The organism is Stenotrophomonas sp. HMWF023 (genome assembly GCF_003060985.1).
In the GTDB taxonomy this organism is placed as follows: domain Bacteria; phylum Pseudomonadota; class Gammaproteobacteria; order Xanthomonadales; family Xanthomonadaceae; genus Stenotrophomonas; species Stenotrophomonas lactitubi.
This window is the reverse complement of sequence record NZ_QAIJ01000097.1, coordinates 28,561-47,491: the sequence shown is the minus strand read 5'-3', so window position 1 is coordinate 47,491 and position 18,931 is coordinate 28,561. Positions and strand designations below refer to the sequence as shown.

The following is an 18,931-nucleotide window of genomic DNA, read 5'->3' as shown; positions in this document are numbered from 1 at the left end:
TTGCTGGACGACGCCGCCAACGCGCACAGCCAGGCGTTCCTGCAGGCGCTGCTGGAACGCGGCTTCATCCAGCTGGAAGGCATGCCGCTGGCATGGGTGGCGATCGATTTCGATGACATCGACACCTACCTGGCGCGCCTGTCCACTGCGCGGCGCAAGAACATCCGGCGCAAGCTGCGCTCGCGTGCCCACCTGCAGATCGACTGCATCGCTACCGGCGACCCCGCCCTTGCCGAGCCACGGCTGCAGGCCGAACTGCACGCGCTGTACCTGCAGGTGTATGCACAGAGCGCCGTGCATTTCGACCAGCTCGACCTGGCCTTCTTCCAGCACCTGTTGGCAGACACGCAGGGCCAGGGGCGCTTGTTCCTCTACCGCCACAACGGCGAGCTGATCGGTTGGAACCTGTGCTACGTGCATGCCGGCAAGCTGGTGGACAAGTACATCGGCCTGTCGTATCCGCAGTCGCGCGACCACAACCTGTACTCGGTCAGCTGGATGCACAACCTGGAGTACGCGTTGCAGCAGGGCCTCAGCCACTACGTCGCCGGCTGGACCGATTCACGCATCAAGGCCGAACTGGGTGCCCGCTTCACTTCCACCGTACATGCGGTGCATGCGCGTTCGCCCCTGCTGCGCGTCGCCCTGCGCAGGCTGGCCCCGCACCTGCAAGGTGAGCCGGATGGAGGGGGCTGACCGATGCAACTGCGCCCCCCGCTGATCCTCGACCTCGATGGTGGCGTACTGCCCTTGCCGCAGGCGCGCACGCTCGCACTGCAGCACTGGCATGACCCGCTGCGTTTTGCCTGCAGCAACGCCACGCTGTCACGCTTCGCCAATGACGTTCTGTTGCCGCTGCCGGCACAACTCGGCACGGTGATGCTCGGCAGCGGCGACTTCCACCATCTCAGCCTGCCACTGCTGCAGCGCCTGCACACGCGTGCCCCGTTCCAGCTGGTCGTGCTGGACAACCACCCGGACAACATGCGCTTTCCCCTCGGCATGCACTGCGGTTCCTGGGTGAATGCCGCTGCCGCGTTGCCGCAGGTATCGCATGTGCACGTGCTGGGTATCACTTCAACGGATATCGGCCTGGGCCATGCGTGGGAGAACCACTGGCGACCCTTGCTGGGACGGCGGCTGACCTACTGGTGCATGGATGTGGATGTGGGCTGGGCCAGCCGCGTGGGCATGGCGGGCGCCTTCCGCCGCTTCGAACATCCCGAGGCACTGGTTGCCGCGTTCGCCGCCGAACAGGCGCAGGCGCCGCGCCCCACCTATCTGTCGATCGACAAGGACGTGTTCGCTGAAGAGGTAGCACGCAGCAACTGGGACCAGGGCCGCTTCCAGCTTGAACATGCTCTGATGGTGATCGAGGCCCTGCGTACCGGTGGACTGGTGGGCAGCGATATCACCGGCGAGGTGTCACTGCCCAACTACCAGAGCCGTTTCAAGCGCTGGTTGTCGTCGCTGGATGGCCAGCCAGACATCAGCGCCGATGATCTGCCGGCATGGCAGCAGCAGCACCAGCAGGTGAACCGCGAACTGCTGGCGGCGATGGCCGCAGTTCCGACTGCCTGCTGAGTGCTTTTTTTGTAGAGCCGAGCCGTGCTCGGCTTCTGTTCGCTGTCCCCTGAGCCGAGCATGGCTCGACTCTACAAAAGGCGATAGCCGAGCATGGCTCGGCACTACACTGGGTTACCGCCCCCGGAGCCGCCGTCATGCCCCAGACCGTCATCCCGCAGCTGCGCATGCGCCATGCCGATACCAGCCTGCCCTTCTATGTGCAGGGCCTGGGATTCATCATCGACTGGGAGCACCGCTTCGAACCCGGCTTCCCGCTGTTCGCCCAGCTCACCCGCGAGGGCCAGACGATCTTCCTGACCGAGCACAGCGGTGACTGCGAAGTGGGCGGCGCGGTGTATTTCATCGTCGCCGACGTCGATGCCCTGCACCGCGCGTTCAGCGCTGCGGGGGTACCCATCGAGCAGCCGCCACACGATACGGATTGGGGAAGCCGCGAGATGCTGATCGTCGATCCGGACGGCAACCGCCTGCGCTTCGCCACGGACGCTGGCTGAATGTCGCGGGCTTGAGTGGCTATATACGTTTCGTATACGATTCGTATATCCCCTTTAGAGAACGCCCATGGGCATCGTCAACATCGATGACACCCTGCACGACCAGCTGCGCCGTGCCTGCACCGTCTCCAACCGCTCGATCAATGCCCAGGCCACGTTCTGGATCCGGGTCGGCATGCTGTGCGAGATGAACCCGACCCTGAGCTTCCAGGACGTCGTCGCCAGCGAACTGCGCGCCGCCGGCGTGCAGCCGCAGCTGCTTGCACCCGGGCGGGCCTGAGCCGATGGCCATGATCAAGCGCGCCGACGAGATCGACCGCCTGGCCGAGTCCGGGCGACTGCTGGCGCAGGTCTTCGCGATGCTTGACGCGCTGCCGCTGCAGGGCCGCAGCACGCTGGAGATCAACGACATCGTCGAACGCATGATCGTCGACGACCTGCAGGCACGGCCCGCCAGCAAAGGGCAGTACGGGTTCCCGTACGTGCTCAATGCCTCGATCGACAACGTCATCTGCCACGGCATGCCGTCGGCCGACGATGTGCTGCGCAATGGCCAGATCGTCAACCTCGACATCACGCTGGAGAAGAACGGCTACATCGCCGATTCCAGCACCACGTATCTGGTGGGTGAAGTCGACTACGCCGCACGCAAGCTGGTGCAGGTGACCTACCAGGCCATGTGGAAGGGCATCGCTGCTGTGCGGCCCGGCGCGCGCCTGGGCGATATCGGCCACGCCATCGCCCGCCATGCCCGCAGCCATGGCTACAGCGTGGTCAAGGAATACTGCGGCCACGGCATCGGCCAGGAAATGCACGAGGAACCGCAGATCCTGCACTACGGCCATGCCGGCACCGGCATGGAACTGCAGGAAGGCATGGTGTTCACCATCGAGCCGATGCTCAACCAGGGCAAGCCTGCGATCAGCCAGCAGCCCGACGAATGGCCGGTGTACACCCGCGACGGCAAGCTGTCGGCGCAGTTCGAGCACACCGTGGCCGTGACCCGCAGCGGTGTGCGTGTACTGACCCTGCGCCCCGATGAAACACCGTTGTGCGCCATCGACCGGATGGTGACCGACTGACTTCAGCGCTTGCGCGCTGCGTCGATACCCCCTCTTGCGCGACATGCGACACATGTCGCACACTTGCGACATCGCTCAAATGCACAGGTCTGGCCATGCCCCGCATTCCGACACCTTCCAACGCCGAACTGGAGTTGTTGAAGTGCCTGTGGCGCGACGGCCCCTGCAGCGCACGCGAACTGCACAACGCGGCGGCGGCCACGCTGGATTGGTCGTATTCGTCCACGCGCAAGACGCTGGAACGGATGGTCGACAAGGGCCTGGTGAAAGAAGGCAGCCAGCACGGTCTGAATGTATACACCGCAAGGGCCGGCAAGGTAGCCACGCTGGCCGCACTCAGTGCCGACTTCGCCCGCCGCGTGCTGGAGATCGACGGGCCGCTGCCGACCCAGGCGTTCGCCGAAAGCCGCCTGCTGAGCGACAAGGAAATCGAGCAACTGCAGGCGCTGCTGCTCGAGGATGACGAGGACCAGCCATGAGCCTGTCATCAACCGCCTTGTGGATGATCAGCCTCGCTGCGAGCCTGCTGGGGGCTGGCCTGGTCTGGTACGGCGCGCAGCTTTTGCAGCGACTGCTCAGGCTTTCGCACGCGTCGGCGCGCTTTTGGCTGGGGGCATGGTTGTGTGCTGTGCTGCCCCCCTTGCTTGCACTGTTGCTGCCGGTGAAGGCGACACCGTTGCAGGAGCTGGCCAGCGCATTGCCTGTTGCGCTGGACAGCGGCACCGGCGTACTGCTGCCCGTGCAACTGCCTGCGCTCGCGGCGACCGAATCCTTGATGGCCTGGCTGACGCCACTGCTGCTGACCGTCTATATCGCAGGGGCCATGCTGGCCCTCGTTCGCTGGGCGTTGGCCAGCCGCCGGTTATGGGTCCTGCTGCGCGGCAGCCATGCGCTGCAGACAGTGCAGTTGCCTGGCCCGCAATCGCGCCACGCCGTGCAGGGGCTGCGGCAGGAAGGTATCGCGGTGCGTACTGTAGAAGGTACCGGTACGCCGTTCGCCCTGTGCATGCCGCGGCCGCAGATCATCCTGCCCACGGCCAGCCTGACCCTGCCGGATCGTACGCTTCGCCTGGTCATCGGGCATGAGGCGGCCCACCTGCAGCGCCGTGATCCCCAGCGCGCAGCGCTGATGCGGCTTGTTGGTGCACTGTACTGGTTCAATCCCTTCGTTCGACGCATTGCCGCGCGCATGCAACTGGCCGCCGAGCTGCAATGCGATGCACGTGCACTGGCCGAGGGTGGTGCTGCCAACGACGGCCGCCTGTTGGCCCACGCTTATGTCCAGACACTTCGCTGCGCGACGGCAGTGCAGCCGGCCAGCGCCCTCACCCATCGCGATTTCGGTGGCCATCAGGTGCGCTTGCAGCACATGCTGCAGGGTGATGGCGGTCGCCGCCCAGGCATCATCAGCATCCTGTTGATGTTCGCACTGGGCTCTTCCTGCACAGTCGGCCTGGCCACCGTACAGGCCGCGGCGGTGGCAGGACCGACGTCACTGACGCTGCCACTCCCCATCGCGTCGGTAACCCTGGTGGAAGCCACGCCGCTACCCCCGTCATTCTTCATGCCACTGTCCAATGCGCGGGTAACCAGCGTGTTCGGTCACGTCTCCGACTTCCGCCAGAACGCCCATCACGGCACCGACTTCGCCGCGCGCCGTGGCACCGCCGTGCTCGCCCCCGCCGACGGCACCGTGATCGCCGCCACGCACGCCTATCCCGATGGCGCCAACTACGGCACGGTTGTCGTAATTGATCATGGCGCTGGCTGGCAATCGCTGTTTGCACACCTGCAGGACTTCGCGGTGCAGCCAGGCCAGCGCGTGCGCAGGGGCGATCCCATCGCCCGCAGCGGCAACACCGGGCGTACCACCGGTCCACACCTGCACATGGAACTGCTGCGCAGCGGAACACGCGTGGACCCGCAGGACTGGCTGCAGTAAGGCAATGACCGGCGGCTCTCCCGGCCGCCCCCTCTACGCATCGTTTCGATACCTGGCCGCGGGAGGGCCTGCTGCGACCGGCTTTCGCACCACGACAAAGGAACTGCACGACAATGCAACGCTCTTCGTCCTCCCCGACAACGGTACGCGCCCGCGCCAGCGTATGGTTCACCATCGGCTGTCTGACAGGATCAACGACCGCTGCAGCCGCTCCGCCTCTGACACCCGCACCTCCGATCACGACCGATCTGGATGCAGTACAGGTCCAGGCCGAGCGCTACGATGCTCGCCGTGACGACACCGCAAGCCGCATTGTGGTGGACCGCGATACGTTGCAGCGACACGGCGACACTGACCTGCTGGAGGCACTCAAGCGATTGCCCGGTGTCAGCGTTTCAGGCGGCGCCCCGGGCCGCCCAGGCACCGTGTCACTGCGCGGCCTGGGCGCGGGCTACACGCAGATCCTGTTGAACGGCCAACGCGTACCCGCCGGTTTCAGCCTGGACTCACTGGCCACCGATCTGATCGAGCGCGTCGAAATCCTGCGCGCGCCCTCCGTTGATCAGGGCATGGGTGCCATCGCCGGCACACTCAACATCGTCACCCGTGCACCGGTTGCAAAGGACACTCAACGGCTGACGGTTTCATGGGCCGATGCCCAAGGGCGCATGACCCCGTCAGCAAGCTGGCGGCAGAGCCGTGCCAACCTCGACCGCGATTTTTCGCTGACCGCTACGGCGACCGCCCGCGCATTCCTGGTCGAGGAACACGGCAGCGAAGACGCTTGGGATGGTGTTGATGCGCCGTTGCTGCATCGACAATCGCGCCTGCGTGCCACCGGCCGACGCGACAGCGTCTCGCTCTCGCCCTCACTGACGTTCAGAACCAGCGATGACACGACCCTTTCGCTGCAGGCCTTGGTGGATGCTTCCGACTTTCGTCGCGACATGTACATCGATTGGGACACGCTGCTGGGCCCCGCGCTACGCACCCCCCATTATCGGCAGCGCACGCGCCTGCGCCTTGACCAGGGGCAGGTCAGCGCAGAGTGGGAGAAGAAACTGCAGGATGGAGGTAGCCTGAACCTGCGTCTGGCCGTGGACGGAAACCGGGAAGACTACCGCTTTCGCGAACAGGGGCAGGACAAGGCACAGCAGGACAATCTTTTCGATCGCACCGATGCGCAGCTGCACGTGCTGGGCGGCACCACCCGCGTGCAATGGACCCTCCCGGCGCGGGGGCGCCATACGCTGCAGGTCGGTGCCGAAAGCAGCATGGACTCACGCCGCGAATCCCGAGTACAGCAGCTGCACTCTTCGCCCAACGAACCATCAACGGTCAGCGACCTTTCCTTCAATGCGCGCCTGCAGCGCCTGGCGCTGTACGCGCAGGATGAGTTTCCGTTGGGAGCGCACAGCGCCCTCTACGTCGGCGGCCGCTGGGAACAACTGCAGACCCGCAGCGAAGGTCGTAACTTCGCCACGATGCGCCACAGCACCAGCGTGTTCACGCCCGTCCTGCAGGGCCTGTGGAAGCGTGCGAAGGGCAAGGACCAGCTGCGGGTCTCATTGAGCCGCAGCTTCCGCGCACCGGCGCTGCGCTCACTGGTCCCGCGCCCGTACACATCCACCAACAACCGCCCACTGAACCCCGACGAGATCGGCAATCCAGCGCTGCGTCCGGAACTGGCGTGGGGTCTGGATGCGGCCTGGGAAATCCACGGCCGTGAAGGTACACAAGGGAGCGTCGGCGGCTACTTGCGCCGCATCGACGCACCGATCCGAAATGAAACGGTACTACGTGACGGGCGCTGGGTATCGACGCCGGTCAATGGTACCCGCGCCATTGCCTGGGGCATCGAAATGGATGGCAGGATGCCGCTGGCACGTCTGTTCCGCAGAGGGCCGGATATCGAGCTGCGCGGCAACGCTACCTGGAACCACTCCCGGGTCAGGGATCTTCCCGGACCTGACAATCGGATAGAAGACCAAGTGCCATTCACCGCCAGTGCATCGCTCGATTACCGCATTTCATCGCGGTGGAGCAGTGGCCTGGCGTACACTCATCGCAGCGGAGGCAGAATACGCTACAGCCTGAGCGAGCTGGACATCACTTCCTATCGACGCGAACTTGAGGCCTGGGCACAGTACGCAACCGAAAGGCGCGGCAAGCTGCGCTTGACCGCCTCGAATCTGTTGGCGCAGGACATCGAGACCGGCCAGTGGCGTTTCGACGAAGGTGGATCGCAGGTGCTTCGCAACACCCGACGTTCTGTCCCCAGTTTTCGCCTGCAATGGGAACTCTCGCTGTGATTGGCATATGCGTGCTGTACCCGGCCGCGTGAAACGCATCGGTGGATCGCACACGCAACAGCGGCATGCGTCACGCACTCATGGCGATAATGGGCGCAACAGCAGCAGCGTGGCGAGGCAGAACATGAAGACCGCCACGCCTGCATCCAGCACCCGCCAGGCGCCAGGCCTGCGGAATACAGGCTGCAACAGGCGCGCGCCATAGCCAAGCGTGCAGAACCAGAGCACGCTGGCTACGCAGGCGCCCGCCGCGAACGCCCAACGCAGGTCGCCCGGATAGCGCGTGGACAGGCTGCCCAGCAACACCATCGTATCCAGGTAGACGTGCGGATTGAGCAGAGTAAAGGCCAGGCAGGCCAGCAGCACCTGCCGCCGGCTGCCACCACTGGCATCGGCCGCGGCCAGCGCGCTGCCACCGCGCCATGCGCGTAGCCCGGCCTGCAGGCCATAGCACAGCAGGAAGGCGGCCCCGCCGAAGCGCAGCACCTGCAACAGCAGCGGCCATTGCAGCACCAGCGCTCCCATGCCACCCACGCCGGCCAGGATCAGCGCAATGTCCGCGCCCATGCAGGCCAGCACCACCATGCCCACGTAGCGCCGCTGCAGCCCCTGCCGCAGCACGAAGGCGTTCTGGGCACCAATGGCGATGATCAGGCCAGCCCCCGCAAACAGGCCGGCCAAGGCCGCAGCAATCCACATCCGACGCTCTCCACCGTGAAAGGAGGCGCAGGGTGCGACGAACTGACCCGTTAAGGCCAGCTGGTTTTTCTTTATCCTGTGCAGAAAAACTGAAGAGGCACCGCGTGGACCTGGTACATCCGCAGTTGAGCGCCTTCACCGCGGTGCTCGAAGAAGGCAGCTTCGAGGCCGCCGCACGCCGCCTGTCGATCAGTCCGTCGGCGCTGTCGCAACGGATCAAGGCACTTGAGGACCGGCTGGGCCAGGTGCTGGTGGTACGGCAGGCGCCGTGCCGACCTACCGCTGCCGGCGAAGTGCTGCTGCGGCGGGTGCGGCCGATGCAGGCGCTGCAGGCCGAAGCGCTGGCCGAACTGCTGCCGGAACGCGGCAACGACGCCACCCGCACACCGATCCCGCTGGCGGTCAACGACGATTCGCTGGACACCTGGTTCGTCGCCGCCATCGCCGAGCTGCACCAGCGCCATGGCTACCTGTTCGACCTGCGCATGGACGACCAGGATCACACGCTGGAACTGCTGCGCAACGGCAGCGTGCTGGGCGCGGTCACCGCTGAGCGCAACCCCCTGAAGGGTTGCAACCTGCATCCGCTGGGCGCGATGCGGTACCACGCCATCGCCTCACCGGCTTTTGCGCGGCACCACTTCAGCAAGGGCATGCAGGCCGACGCGTTGGCGTCGGCGCCGATGATCGTGTTCAACCGCAAGGATGAACTGCAATGGCGCTTCCTGCGCAGGCTGACCCGTGCACGCCTGCAACCGCCCGTACACTACCTGCCCTCCTCCACTGGCTTCGTCGATGCTGCCGCACGAGGACTCGGCTGGTGCCTGGCGCCAGAGGCGCTGGTCACGCCAGCAGTAGAGGCCGGGCAGGTGGTGGTGCTGGAACCTCGTCGCTGGCTCGACGTACCCTTGTTCTGGCAGCATGCCGCCGTGCGTTCGAGCACGCTGCAGCACATCACCTTGGCGCTGCGCACCGCCGCTGGCAAAACCTTACGTTGAAAAGAGCATGATCCAGACCACCGCAGACCCCGGCTTCACGCGCGGACCACTACCGTTTGCCCACTTCTTCACTACAGGAACGGCATGCGCCTGAGCTGCCCACGGACAAGGATGCACCGCGCGCTCGGCGCTGCCGGCCTGGCCTTGCTGGCAAGCCTGCCACTGGCCGCAGCGGCACAGACCAGCACGCCTCCCGCACTGGAATGGGAACATGCGCGGCAGCGGCTGGAACAGGTCTCCGACGCGCTGGCCGCTGCTGATGCCGGCGTGCGCAACAAGGAAGAACTGCAGGAAGCCACCCGCCTGCTGCGCCTGCCGGAGATCACCGGCGAGGTGCGCCGGCTGCAGTTCCAGAAGACACTGACGCTGCCGCTGGGCTCACTGGCACCGGTGGCCGAGGCCTATGGCATCGACTCGCCGCTGTCGTTCACCGAGCGCGATTGGCGCACGCGGCCGGTGGTCACCGCAGTGCTGCCGCTGTACACCGGCGGCCTGATTCCCGCCGCGCAGCGTGCTGCCGGTGCGGCCAGCGAACAGGCCAGCGCCGAGCGCGAAGCGCAGCGGCAGTCGCTGACCGTGCAGCTGGCCCACGCCTACTTCGGTCAGCGCCTGGCCGAACAGGCGGTGGTCGTGCGCCGCGATGTGCGCGATGGCCTCAACCGCCACCTGTCCGATGCAGAAAAGCTGGAACGCGAAGGCTTCGCCACCCGTGCACAGCGCCTGCAGGCCACCGTCGCCCGCGACAAGGCCGAGCGCGAGTACCAGAAGACGCTCAATGATCTGGCCACGCTGAAGGCTGCGCTGGCCACCCTGCTGCGCAGTGGCGGTGATGTGCAGCCGTTGTCGCCGCTGTTCGTGCAGCGCACCCCGCTGGAACCGGTCACCAGCTTCGAGCGCACCGCGCAGGCACGGCAGCCGCAGATCGCGCGCCTGCGGGCGATCGTCGCGCAGGCCGAACAGGGCGTGCGCGTGCAGCAGGCCAAGCTCAAGCCGACGATATTCCTGTTCGGCCAGTACGACTTCCGGCGCCGCGACGAAATGCTGACCGATCCGGACTGGGCGTTCGGCATCGGCCTGAAATACACATTCCTGTCGCCGAACTCGCGACCGGCACAGATCAGCGCGGCGCGCGCGCAGCAGGAGCAGGCCGAGGCCGGCCTGCGCGAGGCCGAGAACCAGGTCGCACTGGGTGTGCGCAAGGCCTGGAATGAGCTGGAAACCGCACGCCAGCAGTTCGTGCTGCTGGACAGCAGCATCGCCCAGGCCGACGAGAACCTGCGCCTGCAGGAGCTGGCCTTCCGCGAAGGCCAGGCCACCTCGCTGGACGTGATCGATGCGCGGCTCGGCCTCGGCGGCGCCCGCGTCGAACGTGCGCAGGCGGCCTACCAATACGATATCGCCTTGGCGCAGTTGCTTGAGGTGAGTGGACAGATGGACCGCTTCGAAGACCATCGGCGGCGTGCAGACGAGGTGATCGATCATGAATGATGTGTTGCACGACGAAGCAACGACGCCCCCCGGCAAGCGCCGGCTGGGGCCGATTCTGCTGGTGGTGCTGCTGGTAGCAGTGGTGCTGGGCCTATGGCTGGCCTGGCGCAGCCCCGCCGACCAGATCCAGGGCATGGCCGACGCCGACACCCTCAACGTGTCGGCCAAGATCACTGCGCGCGTGGCCGAACTGAAAGTGCGCGAGGGTGATCGCGTGCAGGCTGGACAAGTGCTGTTCCTGCTCGACAGTCCCGAAGTCGCAGCCAAGGAACAGCAGGCGCACGGCGCGCTGGCCGCGGCGCAGGCGGTGGCCGACAAGGCCAACGACGGCGCACGCAGCGAAGACATCCGCGCGGCCGAAGCCAACTGGAAGCGCGCCGAAGCCGGCGCCACCCTCGCCGAAGCCACCTACCGGCGCGTGCAGAACCTGTTCAACGAAGGGGTGATGACCCGGCAGAAGCGCGACGAAGCCGCTGCCCAGGCCACCAGCTCACGCGAACTGGCCCGCGCCGCCCGCGCCCAGTACGACATGGCGTTGGCCGGTGCGCGCGAGCAGGACAAGCGTGCCGCACAGGGCCAGGTGCAGCAGGCGCAGGGCGCGGTGGCGGAAGTCAACGCCGCGCGCGTTGAAGTGGAAGGTCGCGCACCGGTGGCCGGTGAAATCAACAAGCGCATGGCCGACCCGGGCGAACTGGTCCCGGCCGGCTTCCCGGTGTTCACCTTGGTGGACATCGACCGCATGTGGGTGTCGATGAACCTGCGCGAATCGCAGATGCAGGGCCTGAAGGTCGGCAGCAAGCTGCGTGGCAGCGTGCCGGCGCTCGGCAAGGACGACCAGTTCGAGGTCTACTTCATCAATCCTGCGGGCGACTACGCCACCTGGCGCACCACCCGTCAGTCATCGGGCTATGACGTGCGCAGCTTCGAAGTGCGGGTGCGCCCGGTACGCCGCATCGAGGGCTTCCGCCCCGGCATGAGCGTGCTGTTCGCATGGCCGCAGCACTGAACACCGACCGCGGCGGCTTTGGCAGCTCATGGCAGCGCGAACTGCGCCGGTTGCGCAGCAACCGTGCAGACCTGGCGCTGGTCACCGTGCTGCCGCTGCTGATGCTGGTGGTGATGGCCTGGATGTTCTCCGCATCGGTGATGCGTGATGTGCCGATTGCCGTGGTCGACCTTGACCACAGCGGCGACAGCCGCCTGCTGCTGCGCATGCTCGATGCCAGCCCCGGTGTGCGCATCGCCAGCCAACCGGCAGGCATGGATGAGGCACGCGCGCAGCTGCGCCGGCTGGAAGTGTTCGCGGTGGTGCTGGTGCCGCGCGATGTGACCCGCCAAGCCTTACGAGGCCAGCAAGGCACGGTGTTTTCCTATTACAACGCCACCTACATGACCACCGGCCAGTCCGCCGCGCGGGATATCGGCGACGCGGTATCGGCGTGGAACGCGCGCCTGCTGCGCGAACGCATCGGCCTGCAGGTCGGGCCGGGCAAGCTGCGTGCCGCGCCCATCGCGGTGCAATCGGACATCCTGTTCAATCCGGCGCGCAGCTACGAGCTGTTCCTGCTGCCGCTGATCTTCCCGGCGGTACTGTCGCTGGTACTGGCGCTGGCGGTGGCCGGCAGCCTCGGCCGCGAAATCCGCGACGGCACCCTGCCCGCCTGGCTGGGCCACGCGCCGTGGTCGTCCATTGCCGGCAAGGTGCTGCCCTACGTCCTGCTGTTCTCGTTGTACGGCGCGCTGGGCGCGGCCTACCTGGCCTGGCTGCGCGGCGACGGCATCGCCGGCAGTGTGGTTCTGCTGCTGCTCGCACAGCCGCTGTTCTACCTGGCCACCGCGGCCTATGCACTGTTCTTCGTCGGCGTCACCCGCGACATGGGCACGGCCCTGTCCGCCGTGGGTCTGAGCATCGGCACCGCACTGGCCTTTTCCAGCGCCACGTTCCCGGTGATCGACGCACCGTTGTTCACCCGCGTCTGGCACCTGCTGCTGCCGCTCAGCGCCTACATCAAGCTGCAGACCCAGCAGCAGTTCATCGGCTCGCCACTCGTGGTTTCGCTGTGGCCGCTGGCCACGCTGCTGCTGATGATCGTGGTTGCCGGCGGCATCGGCGGCTGGCGCCTGCTGGCGTTCGCACGCACGCCGCAGGCCGCGCAACCCGCCGGGGCCGGCGCATGAGCAGGATCTGGCACAGCCTGCGGCAGACCCTGCTTGCCGTGCTCTGCGACCGCTATGCGATCGTGGTGATGGTCGGCGCGGTGATCCTGTACTCGTTCTTCTACCCCGCCGCCTATCGCCACCAGGTAGCCGGCAACCTGCCCGTGCTGGTGGTCGATGAGGACCACAGCGCGACCAGTCGCGAACTGCTGCGCAAGCTCGATTCGCTGCGCGTGGCCCATGTGGTCGGGCAACCGGCGGACCTGCAGGAAGCGCGTGCACAGCTGGAGGCAGGTCATGCCGAAGGCATCGTGCTGATTCCGGCCAACCTGGAGCGCGACATCCTGCGTGGTCATCCGGCCAAACTTGTGCTGCTCGGCAATGGCGCCTATCTCGGCCGCGCCAGCTGGGTGCTGGGCAGCGTGGCTGATGCACTGGGCGCGTTCGGCCGCGAAGCGGCAGTCACCCAGGCCGCGTTCATGGGCGCGCCTCAGGCACCACCGGTCACCCTCGTGCAGCGGCCGTTGTTCAACACGCAGGAAGGCTATGGCAGCGCGATCGTGCCCGGCGTGGCCGAACTGATCGTGCACCAGACGCTGCTGATGGGCATCGGCGTGCTGCTCGGCGGTCGCCGCCTGGTACTGGGCCGGCGTCTGCGCTTCGACCTTCCCACCCTGGCCGGCATGGCGCTCGGCTTCGGCCTGATCGGGCTGTTCGGGCTGTTCTGGTACGCCGGCTTCACCGCCTGGGTGCAGGACTATCCGCGTGGCGGCAACCCGCTCGGGCAACTACTGGGCGGTACGCTGTTCATCGCTGCCACAGTAGCGTTCGGCCTGTTCGTCGGCAGCTTCTTCCGCACCCGCGAACGCGCCTTCCAGTACATCATCGCCACCTCCATCCCGCTGTTCTTCCTGGCCAGCCTGTCCTGGCCGGCGGTGATGACCCCGCGCCCACTGGTGTGGCTGGCGCAGCTGCTGCCGACAACCTCCGGCATCAACCTGATGGTGCGCCTGAACCAGATGGACGCCAGCCTGGCCGAGGTCAGCCACGAACTGATCACCCTGATCGCCCTGCTGGTGCTGTACAGCGCCCTCGCCCTCTGGCGCCTCCACAGCAAAAAGGGGACGGAGGGGATTAAGTCGTAATCGGCACGAAGGAGAAGAAAGCGACTTGATCCCCTCCGTCCCCTTTTACGGCTCTGGTGCGTACCAGAACGGGATGCTGTACTCGCGGCGGCGACTGGGGCCACGTTCGCCGCCGTCGGCGTTCCAGACCAGTCGCAGGTCATGCCGGCCCGGCTTCAGGTCCGCCATCGGCAAGTAGCCCACCAGCCCGCGCATGTCGAGGTCGCGGCGCTCCATCGGCACGAAATCATGCAGGTCGACCTTGCCGCCATCGAGCTGCACCGTCCACAGCAGCGCCATGCAGTTCACCGCTGCCGTCGCCGCCTGTGCACCCTGCGCTTCGTTGCGGGCACCGCCCGCACAGCGCTGCCGTGCCACCGGATTGTCACGCTGCGGACGGTGCGGAATGAACAGCCGCAACCGCGATGCACTGATGGTATCGGCCGGAATCATCGGATAGGGCAGCAGCTGGTCATGCGCCGAGCGCAGCGATTCGTAGTGCGCGCCCAGCATGCCGTGGTCCACGGCTTCTTCGGTCAGCACGCTGTAGCGGTTGAACAGCGAGAACTTCATAGAGCCGTACACCTGCAGGGCGGCGAGCACCATCGCCAGCATCACCGCCGACAGGTAGATCACGGTGAACGAGCGACCACGCAGGTTGCTCTGCAGGGTCCACTGCATGGTCTGCAGCAGGCGCAGCATCGGTACTCGCTGCAGGCCAGCCAGCACCGACTGCAGCCGCTTCTCCAGCCGTGCGGTGTCCCGGCCCCGCGCGTGACGCCGCGCGATCGACTTCTCCAGCAGCATCGGCACCATCGCCAGACCGAGCAGGCCGACCATCAGCACCGCGACGATTCCCAGCGTGATGCGATCATCATCGCCGAAGGCGGCACCGATGGCCATCGCCACACCGAGCGAGACAATCGCCACCACCAGGGTGCCGGCCAGGGTCTGCACGCACAGCAGCGTGGTCGAGAACAGCATCGTGGCAAGCCGGTCTGCACGTTCGATGGTGCCGTCGAGCCCACCGTCGCGTTGCTGCAGGAATGCTCGTGAGAACGGCCCCAGCATCGTCAGCCGATCCCAGTCGATGCCGTTGGGGAAGTGCGATTTCAGGCCGATCAGGCCGATCCAGTAGCCACGCACCGCCAAGTGGATGATCAAGGCCACCGCCAGCACGTAGCACATGCCGACGCCGATGCTGAAGGCGAACCACAGCGCCTGGAAATAGACCCCTTCGGTATGCAGGCTGCTGCGCGCCCACGCATCGAACAGGTAGCCCGGAACGGCCAGCAGTGCGAAGGCGAGCAGGCCGGAAATGAACAGCTCCAGCTCGTCGGTGCGGTCGCGCACGCGGGAGTAGCTGGCTGTCGTGCGAGGCATTGCATCGGCAACAACGGACGGTTCCCGACCGTCTACAGCACTCGACTCGTTCACTGGCGATTCATCCCTGGAGGTCGGCGCAGTATAGGCATGGGCTCTGCTCCGCGGAACGGAACCGGAAACGAAGAACGCCGGCACAGGGCCGGCGTTCGGGGTACAGCAGTGTGGAAGGGGTTATCGCATGGATGGATCAGCGGTAGACGCGCTCACAACGGCGCTCGACCACACGGTCGCCGGTCTTCTGCTGATGATTGCCCTGGATCTGCCGGCCCGCTGCGCCGCCCGCCACGGCACCGGCGACGGTTGCCAGCTTCTTGCCGTTGCCGCCGCCTACCTGGTTGCCCAGCAGGCCACCGACCACGGCGCCGGTGGCGGTACCGGTGATGCGGTTGGGATCGCGGGCATTGCGCTGCACTTCCACGTTCTTGCAGACCACGCGGCTGCCATCGTTGAACTTGCGGCCTTCATCACGCGGGCCGTAATTCTGTGCGCCAGCAACGGACGAGGCTGCCAGCAGGGTGCCCAGCACCATCAATCGGGTCGAGGTCTTCATGGCCATCTCCTGTGCTCCGGTATGGCGCAAGTGTCTGCCTGCGGGTGACAACTGCAGGTGAAATCCAGGTGTCCGGAGGCTGAGCGGCCATCATCGGTTCAGGAAACAAAAATGCGCCCATCGCGACCAGCATCGCGATGGGCGCCGTCTCCCACCCGGCTTAGAACTCTTCCCATCCACCCGTGTTGGCCGCGAGCGAGGGCGCGATGCGCGGCGGCACGCCGGTCACGCGACGCACCGGCGGCACGCTTGCAGCGACCGCTGCCAGCATCGGCCGGACCGCTGCCGCCGCCACCGAAGCCCCGGTGCGGAACACCGATACCGCTTCGGCCAGCAGATTGGCCTGTTCTTCCATCGAACGTGCTGCAGCGCTGGCCTCTTCCACCAGCGCAGCATTCTGCTGGGTGGTTTCGTCCATCTGCATCACGGTCTGGTTGACCTGCTCGATACCCGAACTCTGCTCCTGCGAGGCCGCCGAGATCTCGGCCATGATGTCGGTCACCCGCTGCACCGAGGCGACGATCTCGCCCATCGTGGTGCCGGCCTGACGCACCAGCGCCGAGCCGTCGGATACCTTGCCCACCGACTCTTCGATCAGGCCCTTGATCTCCTTGGCTGCACCAGCAGAGCGCTGCGCCAGCGTGCGCACCTCGCTGGCCACCACGGCGAAGCCCCTGCCCTGCTCGCCCGCGCGCGCCGCTTCCACGGCGGCGTTGAGCGCCAGGATGTTGGTCTGGAAAGCGATGCCATCAATCACGCTGATGATCTCGGCGATCTTCTTCGACGACGCTTCGATGGCGCTCATGGTGGTCACCACCTGGCCGACCACTTCACCACCCTGCGACGCTACCCCATGTGCACCGATCGCCAGCTGATTGGCCTGCCGCGCGTGTTCGGCGTTCTGCTTCACCGTGGAGGTCAGTTCCTCCATCGACGCTGCCGTCTCTTCCAGGTTGGCCGCCTGCTGCTCGGTACGCCGCGACAGATCGGTATTGCCCGAGGCGATTTCCCCCGCCGCCAGATTGATGCTGGACGCACTGGTTTGGATGCGGCCGACGATCTGGGTGAGCTGTTCGACGGTGGCATTGCAGTCGTCGCGCATGCGCGCGAACACACCGTGGAAATCACCCTGCATGCGCACCGTCAGATCGCCGCGCGAGATCGCCTGCAACAGGCTCGACACCTGCACCAGGTTCTCGTCGGTGGTCTGCATCAACCGGTTGAGGCCGGTCACCATCTCGCCGAAATCGTGCTCGAAGCGTGTTTCGTCGCCACGCAGGCTGAAGTCGCCGGCGGCGGCGGCCGTCGCCAGCCGACGGATCTCGCCGTTGATGGCCGACAGGCTGGACTTGGTCTCATCCATGGCCTGGGTGATCGCCGCCTTCTCGCCCGGCAGGCGATCCATGTCCACCGACAGGTCGCCGCGTGCGTAGTGCTTCATCACTTCGATCAGGCGGTTCTGCACCTGCACGTGCGAACCCACCAGCGCGTTAGTGTCATGCACCATCCGCCCGTAATCGCCGGGGAAGGTACTCTCGTCCATGCGGTAGCTCAGGCTGCCATCATCATGCTGCCGCGCCATCTCGCCCTGCGCCGCCATCACCGCCTGCAACTGCCCCTGCATGCGCTGCATGGATTTCAGCAACTGGGTCACCTCGTCATTGCCCGAGGCATCGATGACATTGTCCAGGCGACCGTTGGCGATGCCGTCGGCCAGCTTCACCGCGCCCGCCAGGGGCCGGGTCAGGCTGCGGGTGATCGCCCACGCGGCCAGTGCACCGAGAATCAGGCTGAGCACACCGAACGCAATGGACAGTGTTCCCGTCCACGCTTCCGTGGCGCGATATTCCTCACGGCTGCGTTCGGTCAGGGCTTCCTGGTGCCGCAGCAGGCTGGAGATCGCTCCATTCCAGGCCGTGGCCAGACCGTGCTCGGCCAGCAATTCGGTGGCCGCACCGTCGTAGTCGCCCGCCTTCATCCGCTCGTGCAGTTGCCGGGTGGAGGCGTCGGTGGCCTTGCGTGCCGTCGCGATCTGCGCCACCAGCGTATCGCCGGTGGCATCGCGGGGAATCGTGATGTATTTGTCCCAGATGCCGTCGTAGGTGCGGCTCAGTTCCTGCGCCCGCTGGTAATCCTTGTCGAACTCCTCGCCGCGCTTGATCACCATCAGCCGACGATGCATCAGCACCGCGTTGTTGGTATCGAGCATGTCATTCAACAACCGCATCTTGACCATGTTCACGCCCACCACTTTCTCGAACTGGGCGGACTTCAGATGGTTTCCGTACAACACCAGGCCGACCATGGCCATGATGAACAGCAACAGCAGACCGAAGCCGGCAGAAAGCCGGGATCCCACACGGAGGTTGCGTAAGGCGAGCATCTCAATTCCCTTGATCGTGGCCCTATATTGGTGACGGCACGACCCTGGGAAACTTTAAGTACATTTGTTGAAACAACGCCTCATTAACATAAATGCGTTCAAGCAGAGCCCCTTCCTTATTCCTTTCCCATTTTCCGATGAAGGCAGGATGGGAACGTATCACGCAGATGAATAAGCCGCGCGCTCTTTGACAGCGCAGCGCTATAGTCGGCAGATGACCGTATTCCTGCAGATCAACGGCACCGCCATCGTTGATATCCCCAGTTTCTACGCGGAAATCAACCGGGTATTCATGGTTGGCGAGAACTGGCAGCTCGGGCCCAGCCTGGATGCATTGGACGATCTGCTGTACGGCGGTTATGGCGCACTCGCCGGGCACAGAACGGCCACGGTGGTCTGGCGCGATATCGACTGCAGCCGCGATGCACTGGGAGTGGAGGCCACGCGTGCGTGGCTGCAAGACAAGCTGCGGCAACCGGATACGTTCAATGCCGAAGCCATCGGCCGCCAGCTGGACGCCCTGCAACGCGGCGATGGGCAGACCTACTTCCAGACCGTGATGGATATCTTCGCCGGCCACCCGGACGTTGCGCTGCGGCCGGCTTGAGGCCGGCCGCGACATCGATGCGCACAACGGTCCTGCGCGCCGCCGCCGACGTGCCAACGGGGCCGTGTCCACCACGGCACCTGTTCGTATGGACCGCCCCATTCCCCCTGAGAATCGAGGCA

At 65.8% G+C, this 18,931-nt stretch carries 18 protein-coding genes; 14 read left to right on the top strand and 4 right to left on the bottom strand.

The window, feature by feature from the left end; genetic code table 11:
- The 8 genes from DBR20_RS04990 to DBR20_RS04955 form a co-directional block, all read left to right on the top strand.
- Nucleotides 1–696, top strand: a 696-nt coding sequence (locus tag DBR20_RS04990; protein WP_108265409.1) for a GNAT family N-acetyltransferase, incomplete at its 5' end; no start/stop codon positions are given.
- 3 nt (nucleotides 697–699) lie between these two features.
- Nucleotides 700–1,584, top strand: a complete 885-nt coding sequence (locus tag DBR20_RS04985; RefSeq protein WP_108265408.1) for a hypothetical protein — start codon at nucleotides 700–702, stop codon at nucleotides 1,582–1,584.
- A 137-nt stretch (nucleotides 1,585–1,721) separates the two neighbouring features.
- Nucleotides 1,722–2,081, top strand: coding sequence for a VOC family protein (locus DBR20_RS04980; RefSeq protein WP_108265407.1), 360 nt, complete (start codon nucleotides 1,722–1,724; stop codon nucleotides 2,079–2,081).
- A 67-nt stretch (nucleotides 2,082–2,148) separates the two neighbouring features.
- Nucleotides 2,149–2,361: a ParD-like family protein gene (locus DBR20_RS04975; RefSeq protein WP_025873788.1), complete on the top strand. Its 213-nt coding sequence runs from the start codon at nucleotides 2,149–2,151 to the stop codon at nucleotides 2,359–2,361.
- 10 nt (nucleotides 2,362–2,371) lie between these two features.
- The gene (gene map / locus DBR20_RS04970; RefSeq protein ID WP_108265412.1) at nucleotides 2,372–3,163 is read left to right on the top strand and encodes a type I methionyl aminopeptidase; all 792 of its coding nucleotides are present in this window, start codon (nucleotides 2,372–2,374) and stop codon (nucleotides 3,161–3,163) included.
- A 95-nt stretch (nucleotides 3,164–3,258) separates the two neighbouring features.
- A complete protein-coding gene (locus DBR20_RS04965) occupies nucleotides 3,259–3,642 on the top strand; it encodes a BlaI/MecI/CopY family transcriptional regulator (RefSeq protein ID WP_089239687.1) in 384 nt (127 codons plus the stop codon).
- A complete protein-coding gene (locus DBR20_RS04960) occupies nucleotides 3,639–5,105 on the top strand; it encodes a M23/M56 family metallopeptidase (RefSeq protein ID WP_108265406.1) in 1,467 nt (488 codons plus the stop codon). Before DBR20_RS04965 ends, DBR20_RS04960 begins: the two co-directional genes overlap by 4 nt.
- 113 nt (nucleotides 5,106–5,218) lie before the next feature.
- Nucleotides 5,219–7,417 carry a TonB-dependent receptor gene (locus DBR20_RS04955; RefSeq protein WP_258223211.1) on the top strand — a complete coding sequence of 733 codons (2,199 nt, stop codon included), beginning with the start codon at nucleotides 5,219–5,221 and terminating at the stop codon, nucleotides 7,415–7,417.
- 78 nt (nucleotides 7,418–7,495) lie between these two features.
- Here the strand turns inward: DBR20_RS04955 and DBR20_RS04950 are convergent, their stop codons facing one another.
- Complete coding sequence (locus DBR20_RS04950; protein ID WP_108265405.1) at nucleotides 7,496–8,116, bottom strand: LysE/ArgO family amino acid transporter; 621 nt, start codon at nucleotides 8,114–8,116, stop codon at nucleotides 7,496–7,498.
- A gap of 104 nt (nucleotides 8,117–8,220) precedes the next feature.
- Here DBR20_RS04950 and DBR20_RS04945 point away from each other — a divergent pair, with 104 nt between their 5' ends.
- The 5 genes from DBR20_RS04945 to DBR20_RS04925 all read left to right on the top strand — a co-directional run bounded on the left by DBR20_RS04945 (nucleotide 8,221) and on the right by DBR20_RS04925 (nucleotide 13,904).
- A complete protein-coding gene (locus DBR20_RS04945) occupies nucleotides 8,221–9,114 on the top strand; it encodes a LysR family transcriptional regulator ArgP (protein ID WP_108265404.1) in 894 nt (297 codons plus the stop codon).
- A gap of 111 nt (nucleotides 9,115–9,225) precedes the next feature.
- The gene (locus DBR20_RS04940) at nucleotides 9,226–10,602 is read left to right on the top strand and encodes a TolC family protein (RefSeq protein ID WP_229979321.1); all 1,377 of its coding nucleotides are present in this window, start codon (nucleotides 9,226–9,228) and stop codon (nucleotides 10,600–10,602) included.
- Nucleotides 10,595–11,608, top strand: coding sequence for an efflux RND transporter periplasmic adaptor subunit (locus DBR20_RS04935; RefSeq protein ID WP_108265402.1), 1,014 nt, complete (start codon nucleotides 10,595–10,597; stop codon nucleotides 11,606–11,608). Before DBR20_RS04940 ends, DBR20_RS04935 begins: the two co-directional genes overlap by 8 nt.
- The gene (locus DBR20_RS04930; protein WP_108265401.1) at nucleotides 11,593–12,780 is read left to right on the top strand and encodes an ABC transporter permease; all 1,188 of its coding nucleotides are present in this window, start codon (nucleotides 11,593–11,595) and stop codon (nucleotides 12,778–12,780) included. Before DBR20_RS04935 ends, DBR20_RS04930 begins: the two co-directional genes overlap by 16 nt.
- Nucleotides 12,777–13,904: an ABC transporter permease gene (locus DBR20_RS04925; RefSeq protein WP_108265400.1), complete on the top strand. Its 1,128-nt coding sequence runs from the start codon at nucleotides 12,777–12,779 to the stop codon at nucleotides 13,902–13,904. The genes DBR20_RS04930 and DBR20_RS04925 overlap by 4 nt, the downstream gene beginning before the upstream one ends.
- A 45-nt stretch (nucleotides 13,905–13,949) precedes the next feature.
- Here DBR20_RS04925 and DBR20_RS04920 read toward each other — a convergent pair whose 3' ends face one another.
- The 3 genes from DBR20_RS04920 to DBR20_RS04910 all read right to left on the bottom strand — a co-directional run bounded on the left by DBR20_RS04920 (nucleotide 13,950) and on the right by DBR20_RS04910 (nucleotide 18,202).
- On the bottom strand, nucleotides 13,950–15,266 hold the full coding sequence (locus tag DBR20_RS04920) for a hypothetical protein (protein WP_181393020.1): 1,317 nt from the start codon (nucleotides 15,264–15,266) through the stop codon (nucleotides 13,950–13,952).
- Nucleotides 15,267–15,456: 190 nt separating this feature from the next.
- On the bottom strand, nucleotides 15,457–15,825 hold the full coding sequence (locus DBR20_RS04915; RefSeq protein WP_108265399.1) for a glycine zipper 2TM domain-containing protein: 369 nt from the start codon (nucleotides 15,823–15,825) through the stop codon (nucleotides 15,457–15,459).
- A 154-nt stretch (nucleotides 15,826–15,979) separates the two neighbouring features.
- A complete protein-coding gene (locus tag DBR20_RS04910; RefSeq protein ID WP_108265398.1) occupies nucleotides 15,980–18,202 on the bottom strand; it encodes a methyl-accepting chemotaxis protein in 2,223 nt (740 codons plus the stop codon).
- Between the two features lie 214 nt (nucleotides 18,203–18,416).
- Here DBR20_RS04910 and DBR20_RS04905 point away from each other — a divergent pair, with 214 nt between their 5' ends.
- The gene (locus DBR20_RS04905) at nucleotides 18,417–18,809 is read left to right on the top strand and encodes a barstar family protein (RefSeq protein WP_108265397.1); all 393 of its coding nucleotides are present in this window, start codon (nucleotides 18,417–18,419) and stop codon (nucleotides 18,807–18,809) included.
- Nucleotides 18,810–18,931: the final 122 nt, after the last annotated feature.

Bases quoted from the DNA above. Each gene is read 5' to 3' on its own strand.
- DBR20_RS04975 (WP_025873788.1), top strand. From the start codon at position 2,149: ATGGGCATCGTCAACATCGATGACACCCTGCACGACCAGCTGCGCCGT.
- map (WP_108265412.1), top strand. From the start codon at position 2,372: ATGATCAAGCGCGCCGACGAGATCGACCGCCTGGCCGAGTCCGGGCGA.
- DBR20_RS04925 (WP_108265400.1), top strand. From the start codon at position 12,777: ATGAGCAGGATCTGGCACAGCCTGCGGCAGACCCTGCTTGCCGTGCTC.
- DBR20_RS04935 (WP_108265402.1), top strand. From the start codon at position 10,595: ATGAATGATGTGTTGCACGACGAAGCAACGACGCCCCCCGGCAAGCGC.
- DBR20_RS04965 (WP_089239687.1), top strand. From the start codon at position 3,259: ATGCCCCGCATTCCGACACCTTCCAACGCCGAACTGGAGTTGTTGAAG.
- DBR20_RS04910 (WP_108265398.1), bottom strand. From the start codon at position 18,202: ATGCTCGCCTTACGCAACCTCCGTGTGGGATCCCGGCTTTCTGCCGGC.
- DBR20_RS04950 (WP_108265405.1), bottom strand. From the start codon at position 8,116: ATGTGGATTGCTGCGGCCTTGGCCGGCCTGTTTGCGGGGGCTGGCCTG.
- DBR20_RS04940 (WP_229979321.1), top strand. From the start codon at position 9,226: ATGCACCGCGCGCTCGGCGCTGCCGGCCTGGCCTTGCTGGCAAGCCTG.
- DBR20_RS04930 (WP_108265401.1), top strand. From the start codon at position 11,593: ATGGCCGCAGCACTGAACACCGACCGCGGCGGCTTTGGCAGCTCATGG.
- DBR20_RS04905 (WP_108265397.1), top strand. From the start codon at position 18,417: ATGACCGTATTCCTGCAGATCAACGGCACCGCCATCGTTGATATCCCC.
- DBR20_RS04915 (WP_108265399.1), bottom strand. From the start codon at position 15,825: ATGGCCATGAAGACCTCGACCCGATTGATGGTGCTGGGCACCCTGCTG.
- DBR20_RS04920 (WP_181393020.1), bottom strand. From the start codon at position 15,266: ATGCCTCGCACGACAGCCAGCTACTCCCGCGTGCGCGACCGCACCGAC.
- DBR20_RS04985 (WP_108265408.1), top strand. From the start codon at position 700: ATGCAACTGCGCCCCCCGCTGATCCTCGACCTCGATGGTGGCGTACTG.
- DBR20_RS04960 (WP_108265406.1), top strand. From the start codon at position 3,639: ATGAGCCTGTCATCAACCGCCTTGTGGATGATCAGCCTCGCTGCGAGC.
- DBR20_RS04980 (WP_108265407.1), top strand. From the start codon at position 1,722: ATGCCCCAGACCGTCATCCCGCAGCTGCGCATGCGCCATGCCGATACC.
- DBR20_RS04955 (WP_258223211.1), top strand. From the start codon at position 5,219: ATGCAACGCTCTTCGTCCTCCCCGACAACGGTACGCGCCCGCGCCAGC.